Origin of the sequence: Paraburkholderia ferrariae NBRC 106233 (assembly GCF_000685035.1) — a bacterium.
In the GTDB taxonomy this organism is placed as follows: Bacteria; Pseudomonadota; Gammaproteobacteria; order Burkholderiales; family Burkholderiaceae; genus Paraburkholderia; species Paraburkholderia ferrariae.
Genome location: NZ_BAYB01000002.1, coordinates 421652 through 433415, shown reverse-complemented (window position 1 = coordinate 433415; position 11764 = coordinate 421652). Strand labels below are relative to the sequence as shown.

Annotated in this window: 13 protein-coding genes and 1 pseudogene; 9 read left to right on the top strand and 5 right to left on the bottom strand. The window is 64.5% G+C overall.

Translation table 11 applies throughout. The annotated features are described in order from the left end of the window. Positions 1 to 50: 50 nt before the first annotated feature. Together BFE01S_RS02285 and BFE01S_RS02280 are read left to right on the top strand one after the other, a co-directional pair. Positions 51 to 353 (top strand): annotated as a pseudogene (locus tag BFE01S_RS02285) (hypothetical protein); the annotation flags it as partial. A 5-nt stretch (positions 354 to 358) separates the two neighbouring features. Further along, on the top strand, positions 359 to 1774 hold the full coding sequence (locus tag BFE01S_RS02280) for an LLM class flavin-dependent oxidoreductase (RefSeq protein ID WP_028224196.1): 1416 nt from the start codon (positions 359 to 361) through the stop codon (positions 1772 to 1774). An 80-nt stretch (positions 1775 to 1854) separates the two neighbouring features. Here BFE01S_RS02280 and BFE01S_RS02275 read toward each other — a convergent pair whose 3' ends face one another. Genes BFE01S_RS02275 through BFE01S_RS37085 form a run of 3 tightly spaced genes read right to left on the bottom strand, consistent with a single transcriptional unit; the run spans position 1855 to position 4317 of the window. Further along, positions 1855 to 2805 carry an aliphatic sulfonate ABC transporter substrate-binding protein gene (locus BFE01S_RS02275; protein ID WP_028224195.1) on the bottom strand — a complete coding sequence of 317 codons (951 nt, stop codon included), beginning with the start codon at positions 2803 to 2805 and terminating at the stop codon, positions 1855 to 1857. A 40-nt stretch (positions 2806 to 2845) separates the two neighbouring features. Next, positions 2846 to 3190 carry a hypothetical protein gene (locus tag BFE01S_RS02270; RefSeq protein ID WP_028224194.1) on the bottom strand — a complete coding sequence of 115 codons (345 nt, stop codon included), beginning with the start codon at positions 3188 to 3190 and terminating at the stop codon, positions 2846 to 2848. After that, positions 3187 to 4317 (bottom strand): fatty acid desaturase, encoded by a 1131-nt coding sequence (locus BFE01S_RS37085; protein WP_084169458.1) that lies wholly within the window; start codon positions 4315 to 4317, stop codon positions 3187 to 3189. Before BFE01S_RS37085 ends, BFE01S_RS02270 begins: the two co-directional genes overlap by 4 nt. A gap of 228 nt (positions 4318 to 4545) precedes the next feature. On the opposite strand from BFE01S_RS37085, the gene BFE01S_RS02260 reads away from it, so the two are divergent. From BFE01S_RS02260 to BFE01S_RS02240, 5 genes are all read left to right on the top strand, one after another. Beyond that, entirely contained in the window at positions 4546 to 5373 is an 828-nt protein-coding gene (locus tag BFE01S_RS02260) for a phosphate/phosphite/phosphonate ABC transporter substrate-binding protein (protein ID WP_028224193.1), read from the top strand. 116 nt (positions 5374 to 5489) lie between these two features. Further along, positions 5490 to 5693 carry a hypothetical protein gene (locus tag BFE01S_RS02255; RefSeq protein ID WP_028224192.1) on the top strand — a complete coding sequence of 68 codons (204 nt, stop codon included), beginning with the start codon at positions 5490 to 5492 and terminating at the stop codon, positions 5691 to 5693. Between the two features lie 489 nt (positions 5694 to 6182). Further along, on the top strand, positions 6183 to 6608 hold the full coding sequence (locus BFE01S_RS02250) for an organic hydroperoxide resistance protein (RefSeq protein WP_028224191.1): 426 nt from the start codon (positions 6183 to 6185) through the stop codon (positions 6606 to 6608). A gap of 46 nt (positions 6609 to 6654) precedes the next feature. Further along, the gene (locus tag BFE01S_RS02245; RefSeq protein WP_028224190.1) at positions 6655 to 7683 is read left to right on the top strand and encodes an alpha/beta hydrolase; all 1029 of its coding nucleotides are present in this window, start codon (positions 6655 to 6657) and stop codon (positions 7681 to 7683) included. Between the two features lie 90 nt (positions 7684 to 7773). Continuing rightward, positions 7774 to 8058 carry a hypothetical protein gene (locus BFE01S_RS02240; protein ID WP_042336980.1) on the top strand — a complete coding sequence of 95 codons (285 nt, stop codon included), beginning with the start codon at positions 7774 to 7776 and terminating at the stop codon, positions 8056 to 8058. Here the strand turns inward: BFE01S_RS02240 and BFE01S_RS37080 are convergent. Beyond that, complete coding sequence (locus tag BFE01S_RS37080; RefSeq protein WP_084169456.1) at positions 8052 to 8666, bottom strand: thioredoxin fold domain-containing protein; 615 nt, start codon at positions 8664 to 8666, stop codon at positions 8052 to 8054. The two genes, BFE01S_RS02240 and BFE01S_RS37080, sit on opposite strands and share 7 nt — an antisense overlap. A 275-nt stretch (positions 8667 to 8941) precedes the next feature. Here BFE01S_RS37080 and BFE01S_RS02230 point away from each other — a divergent pair, with 275 nt between their 5' ends. Both BFE01S_RS02230 and BFE01S_RS02225 read left to right on the top strand, forming a co-directional pair. After that, positions 8942 to 9757, top strand: a complete 816-nt coding sequence (locus BFE01S_RS02230) for an AraC family transcriptional regulator (protein WP_028224188.1) — start codon at positions 8942 to 8944, stop codon at positions 9755 to 9757. Positions 9758 to 9884: 127 nt separating this feature from the next. Continuing rightward, positions 9885 to 10781 (top strand): DMT family transporter, encoded by an 897-nt coding sequence (locus BFE01S_RS02225; protein ID WP_028224187.1) that lies wholly within the window; start codon positions 9885 to 9887, stop codon positions 10779 to 10781. Between the two features lie 153 nt (positions 10782 to 10934). Here the strand turns inward: BFE01S_RS02225 and BFE01S_RS02220 are convergent, their stop codons facing one another. Beyond that, positions 10935 to 11675 (bottom strand): acetoacetate decarboxylase, encoded by a 741-nt coding sequence (locus BFE01S_RS02220; RefSeq protein WP_028224186.1) that lies wholly within the window; start codon positions 11673 to 11675, stop codon positions 10935 to 10937. Positions 11676 to 11764: the final 89 nt, after the last annotated feature.

Here is an 11764-nt window from a genome sequence, read left to right as displayed (position 1 = left end):
AGACCGACATCGAGTTATCCACCGGCACCGACTATGAAACCCTGGCCGTGCACGTGGCCACGCTTGCCGGCATCGCCGAAGCTGCGAAGCAAGACGCGGCGGCACTCGTGCGCAGCCGCACGCGCGTGTACAGCCATGGCAACGCCGGGCAAGCGAGCGACGACGCCCAGATCCAGCAGGTGGTGGGCGAAATTGCCGCCTGGGCCTATGCCGCACAGGCGGTAACGCTGCAGGCTGCCGAGGCCGCCCAGCGCGCCTACGAGGCGCGCATTATCGGCAACTGGGCCATCAACGGCACCGAACCGCCTTTCGTCTGGCGGATCGGCAACGGGCCGGCCTCCGGGACCAGGTGACTACCGTGAGCAAGCCCATTCGTTTCAATGCCTTCGAGATGAACTGCGTCGGCCACCAGTCCCCCGGACTGTGGACCCATCCGCGCGACCGTTCGTGGCAATACAAAGACCTCGCCTACTGGACCGATCTCGCGAAAATCCTTGAACAAGGCGTGTTCGATGCGATCTTCATTGCCGACGTCATCGGCTATTACGACGTCTATAAAGACAGCAACTACCACGCGCTCCATCAGGCCGCGCAGATTCCCGTGAACGATCCGCTCCAGCTTGCCGCGCCCATCGCGATGGTGACGCAGCATCTGGGCATCGGCATCACGGCCTCGACGAGTTTCGAGCATCCGTACACCTTCGCACGGCGCCTCTCGACAGCCGATCATCACACGCAGGGGCGGCTCGCCTGGAACGTGGTGACTTCGTATCTGGAAAGCGGTGCGAAGAACGTGGGACAAGGCGGGCTGGCCGATCACAACAACCGCTACGAGGTTGCCACGGAGTATGTCGAGGTGCTGTACAAGCTGTTCGAAGGCAGTTGGGAAGACGGCGCCGTGGTGCGCGACCGCGAAAAGCGCGTGTTCACGCGCCCGGAGAAGGTTCACGAGATCGGCCATCATGGAAAATATTTCGAAGTGCCAGGTTATCACCTGTGCGAACCGTCTCCGCAGCGCACGCCGGTGCTGTTCCAGGCCGGCGCATCAGGCCCCGGCAAAACGTTCGCCGCACAGCATGCGGAATGCGTGTTCGTTGCCGCGCCCACGCAAACGCTCCTGCGCGACTACGTGGCCGAGGTGCGCCGCCAGGCCACGCTGGCCGGGCGCGATGCGAGCAAGCTGCTGATCTACAACCTCGCGACCGTGATCGTCGACGAAACCGACGCGAAAGCCGAGGCGAAGTTCGAAGAGTACAAGCAGCACGTCTCTTACGACGGCTCGCTCGTGTTCATGTCGGGCTGGACCGGCATCGACTTCGGGCAGTACCTGCCCACCGATACGGTCAAGCGCGTGCAGACCAACGCGATCGTGTCCGCCGTCGAACACCTCTCGGGCGGCGACAAGGCGTGGACCATCGAAGAACTCGCGCGATGGGGCGGCATAGGGGGGCTCGGGCCGGTGTTCGTCGGCTCCCCATCGACGGTGGCCGATATCCTGCAGCAATGGGTGGAGGCGACCGACGTAGACGGCTTCAACCTCGCCTATGCGCTTGCGCACGAAACGTTCGAGGACGTGGTGCGGCTGCTCGTGCCGGAGCTTCAGCGGCGCGGCGCCTATGCGCGCGAATATGCGCCGGGCACCTTGCGGGAGAAACTCTTCGGCGCTTCCGCAAGACTACCGGAAGATCATCCGGCGGCGCGCTTTCGCGACATCGAACGTGTCAAGCGAGAGGAAGCCGCGGCGCGCGCGGAAGGACTGGCCGTGTCGCCCTGATTACCCGAAACCGCGTGCGATAAAAGATAGAAGAGAAGAAAGTCTCCCGGCCCCCCGGGAGACTTTCGTTCCGGTCAGGTTCAGGCAATGCCCGGCACGGAGGCTTCGAGCACATTCACACGCTTGGGCAAAAGGCCGAGATCGAAGAACGTATCGGCAATCTTCTGCTGCTCTCCAAGGATTGCGTGCGTAATGGGCCCCGTGCCGAACTGCGTGCGGTCGATGGCGGTGCTCACCACATTCGCCGGCAAACCCCAGAGCGCGGCAAGCTCGGCTGAAAGCGCCGCGCGGTTCTGACTCCCCCACACGTCGATCTTGCCCAGTTCTTCGATCAGAATCCGGATCACGTCCGGGTTCTTGCGCGCGTAGTCGAGCGACGAGAAGTAATAAGCGCGATTGCCGACCACACCGGTCGCGTCGGCCAGCTTGCGCGCGCCGAGCGCCCCTTCCGCCGCCGCATAGAACGGGTCCCAGATCGCCCACGCATCCACCGAAGCGTTTTCGAAGGCCGCACGCGCATCCGCTGGCGAGAGGAACATCAGATTCACGTCGGTATAGCGCAGGCCATGCTGGCGCAGCAGTTCCACGAGGAAGTAGTGAACGTTGCTGCCCTTGTTGAGCGCGATACGTTTTCCCTTCAGGTCCTCGACCTTGTGCACGGACGACTGGCGCGGCACGAGCACGGCCTCCGACTGCGGACGCTGGACAGTGGCAGCCACATAGGCAAGCGGCGCGCCCGCAGCCTGCGCGAAGATCGGCGGCGCCTCGCCCACGTCGCCGAAATCGATCGAGCCGACGTTGAGCGCTTCGAGCTGAACCGGCCCCGCCGTGAACTCGGTCCAACTGACCTTGACGCCGAGCGGAGCGAGACGCTGTTCGAGCGTGCCGCGGCCTTTGAGCAGGCTGAGATAGCCCTTCTGGTTGCCGATGCGCAACGCGCGCTCAGGCGCGGCGGCAAAGGCGCCCGTGCCTGCCAGGGTCGAAGCCAGGGCGCCGAGCGAGATCTTCAGGAAATTACGGCGTGTTTTCATGAGCGGGAATTCGATTTTTATCGTTAGCAGTACGACTGGATTAACGGCGCGCGAGCATCGCCAGCGCGCGGCGCGTAGCAAGCTCGGACTCATAGCCCGACAGCACGCCATCGAGCCGGCGTGTAACGGCTGGAGTCGCGACTTCGCGTGCGGGCGGCACCGTTACGGGCAACGACACCGCAGGCGTCGCGCACGATTCGGTCAGGCAGTAGCCCGGCAGCTTGCGCGAATTGAGGCAGGTACGCAGCACGCCCCGATCGACGAGTTCCGAGAGCGCATGCGCCACGGCATCGTGCTCGACCCGGTGAATGCGCGTGAGATTCGCGCTCGTATAAACGCGCCCGCGGCGCATGTTCGCCAGCAATCTTGTGGAGAGTGGAATCATGATGATGACCTGTCGTGTCCAGGCGACGATTGCGAAACAGGAAACGGCCGCGCGGATCGCGCGGCGCGACGAAAGAAGTGACGGCGCAGAACAGCCGGCAATGCATGGCTGCTCACGGGCACCCGCCCCTCGCTTACCGCGATGCGGGCGCCGCGTGCGGTGGCAAGCACCGCTGCATCGTCGGCAAAAGGATGCTCGGGCGCATCGGTCGCCCGCCACGCATACTGCCTGAGCAGCGCGCCGTAACCGTCGATCACGAAGCCGCCGCACTTCTGGCGATAGGCTTCGCGACGCAGCCGATAGGCGCGCGGCAGATCGAACCACGGCAGCGCCGGCAAGTCGTGATGCACGAGGTGGTAATTGTTATTGAGGAACAGCAGGCGCATGAGCGGGCCGGCCTCGTTGATGGCGATGCGCGCTTTCGGGTGCGCGGCCGCACGATGCTCGTAGAGCGAGCGGACCATCGCGAGCCCCAGCGCCGGCCAGGTCACGGCAACGAGGTAATACCACCATGGCATACCCGCATAACGCTGAATGCACGCAAGCAGCAGCACCACAGCAGCCACGTGCGCAAGCCACATCGGCACCTGGCGCCACTCGCCGCCGCGCAGCGCCCGCAACGATCCGGCAAGCATGGCCGCAACGCTCGTGGGCGGCCCGATCACGATGCGGCCGATAAAACTCTTGCGCGCGTACCACAAGGTGCGCCGCCAGGCCGGCAGCTCGGCCCACTGCCGAGGCAACACATAGTTCGTTTCCGGATCGACGCCGGGCACGGTAAGGTCTTCGTCGCGATGGTGCTCGAGGTGGCTCTCGCGATACAGCGTATAGGGATACCAGACGGAGAGCGGCGGCCAGCCGAGCAGCTTGTTGAGCCACACGTGGCGCGTGGGATGGCCGTGCAGCAGTTCATGCTGCATCGACATGTGCCACGCGCACAGCGCGATGAGGAGCGGCGTGGCGAGCGCAAGCGCAAGGTGCCCTGTGCCTGCGAGCCAGAGCACGGTAATCCACCCGCCGTACACCGCGGCGATCACGAGCCACGTTGGCCACTCCGTGCGCGCGGCAAACCGCTCGCCTAGCGAGGCGATTTCACGCGCGTGGTCAACGTCGAAGCATTCAGCCATGTTCCGGGTGGTGGCACAAAAGGACAACAAAAGAACAAAAAAAGCTACATAGCAACGAGAAAGCGAACAACGGGAAAGCGCCTTGGGCACCCACCATAACCAAAACACGCCCCCCGGCCAAACAACGGATTTGCATTTGCTTATCGCACTGCCGCCGCGCGACGCCGTGGGGATATGCCGGGCCGCACTGCCATTCGGCCCGCTTTCGCCTGTGCGTACAATGCCCCCATGAACCCGTGGATCGCCGCCCTGCCGATGTACAACGTCACGCCCCGCCATGCGGCGCTGTGGCGCGCCCTGCTGCACAATGCGCTTACTACGTTCGCACACACCGCCGGCAGCAAAACAAACGCAACGATCCTCGACACGCCACCCGCCGACCTCATGCCGCTCTGGCGCCGCAGCGACCTGCTGCTCTCGCAGACCTGCGGGTTTCCGTACCGCATGCTCCGACTCGCGGACACGGTCCATCTGATCTCCACCCCGATGTTCGACGCAGAGGGCTGCGAAGGCGCGCACTATCGCAGCGCGATCGTAGTGTCCGCCGCGGCGTGGGCGCGCGGTGCCACGCACCTCGCCGCCTGCCGCGGCCTGCGCGCGGCTGCGAATAGCGAGGATTCGCACAGCGGCATGAACGCCTTGCGCCATGCCGTTGCCCCGCATGCGCAGAACGGCCGCTTCTTCGCTTCGGTCTCGTGGACCGGCTCGCACTTCGAGTCGCTGCGCGCGCTCGCCACGGGTGCGGCCGACCTCGCTGCCATCGACTGCGTCACGCTCGCGCTGCTGCGCGACGCGGGCTGCGGCCTGCTTGCCGGCGTCAAGACGCTTGCCATGACGGCACCGGCGCCGGGGCTGCCGCTCATCGCCTCGCGCACGCTCGGCGAACGCGAGGCTGCGCTGCTGCGCGACGCACTGGACGCGGCTGCCGCAGCCGATATCGAACGCTCGCGCACGCTTCGCCTGCGTGGCTTCGCGCGCCTTATGCCTGACGATTACGAAGCCATTGCAACGATGGCAAACGCTGCAGCATCGCTCGGCTACCCCACGCTGAAATGATCTTTCGGACACCCATCCGAAACGGCCTGGGCCACGCTATAATCGCCACCGCAAAATAAACAATGACCTCGGTTGGGTCAGGTCAACAACCGCTCCGGACTGAAGAGCCGAATCCGATGGATCATCACAAGCAAGCCTTTCTCGACGCGCACGAAGCCTGGATGAAGGCGGGCGAGAAGTTGAACCGCGAGGTTCAGGCGCTGATCTTCGATACGTTGGGCGACGAGCAGATCAAGGCATTGATCCGCGAGCACAACGCTGCCCACCGGATCTACATGGCCGCGCTCGAGCAATACAACACGGCGCTGCGCCAACGCTGAATTCCCCCTCTCCTGCTGTTTACCCTGGCGATCGGCCATATCGTCATACTTAAAACTCCTAACATTATTCGACCGATCGGTTTGTCTTTGCGGAAGAAAGCGAAGGCATCTGTCTGCGGACAAGCTCGCGATCATTTTTACCTGGCGTTTTCACGGGCACCATCGGCACGGGCAGCAGAGATCGGCATGGCCGCAATTAGTCTGATGAATTAGCCCCCACATGCGTCAATCCAAGGCTTCAAAAAATCCCTTGACTTTCTATCTACTGGTAGATAAAGTTCGATCCATGGAAACGAAGCAGGCAAGCAGAGATCGGCAACAGACTGCGAACCTCAGCGCGCGAGCCATTTTTTATAGCCTTAAATCTATCTAGTAGTAGATTTACGAAGGCAATTCAAGGGCGATAAGCCCATTTTTTGAAGCCCCTTATCTATCACTGAGTAGATAGATAAGGAAAGCCACCCAGTCACCCACCCAAGGAGCTTCACCATGTCGATCGAACAAGTTCTCTACCGCGCCCATGCCCGTGCTACCGGCGGCCGTGACGGCCGCGCCGTGGTCCCCGAAAGCGGACTCGACGTCAAGCTGACCACTCCGCGCGAACTGGGCGGTGCCGGCGGCGCGGGCGCCAATCCGGAACAACTGTTTGCCGCAGGCTACAGCGCCTGCTTTCTCGGCGCGATGAAGTTCGTCGCCGCCCGCGAGAAGATCGCGATCCCCGCCGACGTGGCAATCGAAGGCAGTGTGGGCATCGGCGCGATCCCGAACGGTTTCGGCATCGAAGTCGAACTGAAGATCTCGCTGCCCGGCATGCCGCGCGAGGCGGCCCAGGCGCTCGTCGAGAAGGCCCACGTTGTCTGCCCGTATTCGAATGCGACGCGCGGCAACATCGACGTCACGCTTACGATTGTTTAACACTCCGAATCATCTGAAAACTCATCTGCTCATCAAGGAGCCAATCATGAAGTCGCTCAAGCCGCTGACCCTCGCTGTCCTGTTTGCCGCCCATGCCGCATTCGCCACGGCGGCCACACCCGCGGCATATGCCGCGCCCGACAAGGTAACGTCCGCGTTCCTCAACGTGTTGAACAGCAGCACGGGTCCCGCCCTCAACACGCTGCCGCCCGCCAAGGCGCGCCAGGTGCTCGTGGATGCGCAAAACAGCGTGAAGGTGGACCTCTCGGGCATCGACGTCTCGAACCGCACCATCGAGCAGGACGGCATGAGCGTGCCGGTCACGATCGTCCGCCCGCAAGGCGCGAGCGGCACGCTGCCCGTGTTCATGTTCTTCCACGGCGGCGGCTGGATTCTGGGCGACTTCCCCACCCACGAGCGCCTTGTGCGCGACCTTGTCGTGCAATCGGGTGCAGTGGCGGTGTTCGTGAACTACACGCCCTCGCCCGAAGCCCGTTACCCGGTGGCCATCAATCAGGCCTATGCGGCAACGAAGTGGGTCGCGCAGCATGGCAACGAGATCGGCGTGGACGGCAGCCGGCTCGCCGTGGTGGGCAACAGCGTGGGCGGCAACATGGCGGCTGTCGTGAGCCTCATGGCGAAGGACAAGCAGGGTCCGGCCATCCGCTTCCAGGGGCTGATGTGGCCCGTCACGAACGCGAACTTCGATGATGGCTCGTATCGCACTTATGCGAACGGCCACTTCCTCACGCGCGACACGATGAAGTGGTTCTGGGACGCCTACACGAAGGATCCCGCGCAGCGCAACCAGATCTACGCTTCGCCGCTGCGCGCTTCGGAAGAGGAGTTGAAGGGCCTGCCGCCCGCACTGATCCAGGTGGCCGGATCCGACGTGCTGCGCGACGAAGGCGAGGCCTACGGCCGCAAGCTGGATGCGGCCGGCAACGAAGTCACGACCGTCCGCTACGACGGCACGATCCACGATTTCGGCCTGCTCAACGCACTTGCCGACGACGCCCCGACGAAGGCCGCCACCAGGCAGTTGGCCGACCAGTTGAAGGCACGCCTGCAGTAAGCGTCCGAAGGGACCGGCCCGCAAGCGGCCGGTCCCGCCTTGTTAATTATTTCGTAGTCCGATATTTAAACGATCCCCGGAGCCACGCCCATGCAATCCCGTACCCTTCTCTCGTTGCTCGTTCCCGGCACGGACCTTTCCGCCGTCGCGCTCGTTGTCGCTACCGCGGTGCTGTCCGCGCCCGCCTTCGCAAGCGGCTACGGGCCTGCGTCTTCGTACAATCCGGCGGTGGGGGCGCCCGCGTCGCAGCGCGGCGTGAGCGCCCTGACCGTGCAGGCCGAAGAACGCGCGGCCGATACCGCGCGCACCGCAAATGAGACGCGCCTTGCAGCCCGCGGCAACAGCGCGGGCGGCGCGTCGCCAGCGGCTTACTGAAACGGCTTGAGCGACGGATCGGTCACGGGCTGCGCCGGCATGTTGAGCATGTCAGGCAGCATCGCCAGCTTGGGCATGCCGCCGTAGTCGGCCCAGCGGCCGCCCGAGCCGCGGTAAATGATGGTGGGCGTGCCCTGAAAGCCCAGGTCCTGGAAGAGTTTGGCGTTGCCGTCGAGCTTGGCCTGGGCGGTGGCGGGCACCGTTGCAAGCGGGGCGATCCCGCCGGACTCGTCCTTCTCGTTGTAGCCGAGTTCGAGCTTCTTCAGGAGCGCTGCGCTATCGGACGCCTGCAGCAGTGCGGCCGCCTTGCCCGCCGAGTCGGGCTTCAAAAACGCCAGCGGAATCCAGTGCACCTGGAGGCCCGCGGCCTCATAGGGTTGCAGCGCCTTCCACACGAAGTGGCAGTAAATGCAGTTGGGGTCCATGAAGACGTAGATGGTCGCCTTGACGTCCTTGCCCTGCGCGCCTTCGACGATGGCCGGCGCGTTCTGGAACTGGGTCGCGGCCGTTGCCGGCAGCCACACCGGTTCGGGGTTGTCCGCTGCGTGGCTCGACGCCGAAAACGCCATCACACCTGCCGCAATCAGGGCACCTGCTATCTTCTTCATGCTTCACCTTGAAATCTTTCGATACCTGCGCGAGCGCCAGTCCGCTCGCGTGGCAGACCGTTGTTCACGCCCTGGGCTGCCGGGCGGAGCACGCCGCCGCGGCCCGGCAAAAAACGGATTATCCTACGAAGCGCCTATGGGCGGCGGCATGACACGAAAATGGCAAAATGGACAGGCGACGCTGCGATCCACGACGCGATCCGTATCCTCGTGCAGCCGCACGCCCCGGAACGCCGCCTCCGGCGGCACCCCAACCCACCCGGAACGCAACGCCAATGGCCCAGCGCCCATTCCAGATCGTCCGATGCCATGCGAGCGGCGTGCAAGCCGTGGCGGCCGATACGCGCCATACGTTCGCGCGGCACACGCACGATCAGTTCGGGATCGGCGTGATCGTGCGCGGTGCGCAGAAGTCCGCCAGCGGGCGCGGCATGGTGGAAGCCGGCCCCGGCCACACGATCACGGTCAATCCCGGCGAGGTGCATGACGGCATGCCCATCGGCGACGCGGGCCGCGCCTGGCGCATGCTCTATTTCGACCCCTGGGTGGTTGCCGACGCGATGCTCGATGTGAGCGAGGGGCGCACGCACCGCTATGAATTCACGCGCCCAGTCATGCACCAGCCCCAGTTCGCGCAGCATTTTCTCGCGCTGTATTCGGCCATGACCGCCGCTGAGGCCGGACATGCGGACACCTTGCGCGAAGCATTGCTGCTGACGTTGCTGGCCGGAGCCGCACCCAGCGACGCGTCCATCGAAACGCGCGTCCCGGTTCCCGCAGGCATCGCCCGCGCACGCAGCCGCATCGACGACGACCCCACTGCACCGCTCACCCTCGCCGAACTCGCGCAGGACTGCGGACTGAGCCGGTTCCAGCTCATCCGCGCCTTTTCGCGAGCCACGGGCCTCACGCCGCATGCCTACCTGATGCAGCGGCGCATCCTGGGCGCGCGCCGTCTCATCGCGCAAGGCGTGCCGCTCGCGCAGGCGGCTGCGGCAAGCGGCTTTGCCGACCAAAGCCACATGACGCGCCTCTTCGTGCGCAACTACGGCATCTCGCCCAGCCTGTACGCCAGCGCCTGCGCCGCTTGAATGCAACTGAGCGCAACCGGGCGCACCCGGGCGCACCTGAGCGCAGCGGCTGCAATTTCGTTCAAGACGCAACGCCCGCCCTCCGCGATCCTGCCGCTTCCCGCAACGAGAAAGCGATGCACGGACCATGTCGAAACGAGCGCAGGGGTACCTTTATTTGACGCTGGCGATGATCACCGTCGGCAGCACCGTGGTGGCAAGCCGGATCGTCGCATCCGGCCTGCCGCCCTTCACGGCAACGGCACTGCGCTTTGCGATTGCGCTGCCGCTGTTCCTTGTCCTGATGCGTATGACGCGCACGTCCTGGCCCATTCTCGCGCCGAAGGACTGGGCGCTGCTGTTCGTGCAGGCCGGCGCGGGCAGCGTCGGATACACGACGCTGCTGATCTCGGGGCTGCGCTACACATCGGCCACCGATGCCGGCGTCATCATCGGTACGCTGCCCGTGGTGTCCGCGACGTTCGCCATCGCCGTGCTGCGAGAACGCCCACGGCCCGCCGTCGTGCTCGCCATTGCGCTTGCGGCGGGCGGAGTGCTCGCCATCGTTGCGCGCTCGCATGCCGGCAGCACGCATTCGCTTATCGGAAACACGCTGATTTTCGGGGCGGTGATCTGCGAAAGCCTCTTCATCCTGCTCAACAAACGCCTGCACACACCCGTCGCGCCGCTGGCGCTCTCGACCCTCATGACCGCGTTCGGACTCGCCGTGGCCGCCACGGCGGCCTGCTTCGAAATGCCGTGGGCGCACCCGGCTTCGAGCCGCGCGGTAGCGGCCATTGCCTACTATGCCCTCGTGCCCACTGTGGGCGGATTCGTGCTCTGGTACGCCGGTGCGGCGAAGGTAAGCGGCGCGGAAGCCGCGTTGTTCACGGCGGTGGCGCCGGTCACTGCGGTCGTGCTCGCGGCGTTGCTGCTGGGGGAGCCCGTTGGCCCTGGCCAGATAATCGGCATCGGCTGCGTTCTACTCGCGGTGCTCAGTCTCGGTGCGTCCGGGCGGAAAGCGCAGAAGCGCGTTGAAAGCTGATCCCTGCCGGAATCGCGGATGAGGAGCGCGCCGCCGCGTCATGTCCCTTGCGGGGATGACTGCAGCGGCACGGCGTTTCCGGTCAGGCGAAATTGCACCGGATCGGAACGAAACGGCGCAAAGGGGCAACGCGGCGTGATGAGGTTGCCCCGCTTATTGCGCCAGATAGTCGTACACCACTTCACCGAGCCCAAGCGTGAGGTCGGCCATCAGGTGACGCGCCTCCACGATCTCCAGCACCGGCAGATCGGCAACGGGCGCGAGCGCGTGCGGCGCAAGTTCCAGCGAAGCCGGCCCCGTCCACGCGCCCTTCATCGTGATGTCTTCGAGGTAGTAGCGCACGAGTTCGCACACGCGCGCCGAGCCGTCCACGTGAGGAATGATCTTCAGCAGAAAATTCGGACCCGCAAGACGCCTGGCCTGATCGACGATATCGAGCTCCTTGTGCTTGTAGCCCATCGTGCCCGTGGCCACGCGCACGGGACCATAGTCGAGCGTGCCGAGCAGCGTGTCGATATGCGTTTCCAGTGTGGGATTCGCGAGCTTCTTCGGAAAGCCCCACAGTTCGCGGCCACCTGCAATCGGCGGATGATCGTTCAGATACATCGCGAGCGTGTAGCCGCCTTTCTGCCCGTTGTATTCCACCGGGATCACCTGGCCGCTTTCGGTGTAGTCGCCGAAACCCGTGGAGTCGGGCATGCGGATGAATTCGTAATGCACAAAAGGATCGGTGACCTTGAGCGGCGCCGGCACCACTTCGCGCAGCCGGTCGATGTCGGTGCGGTAGGTGATGATCAGGAATTCGCGGTTGACGAAGCGGTACGGTCCCATCGGGAACGCCGGGCTTGTCAACGGCATTGCAAACGCTTTCGATCTAACTTCATTCGCATCCATCCGTATTCCCCTTTGCCTTAGCCGTGTACAGCGAGGTTTTAACGCCTGCCGCGCGGGGGCCGCCCGCGCGCAGTCCTGTGTTGACTGTA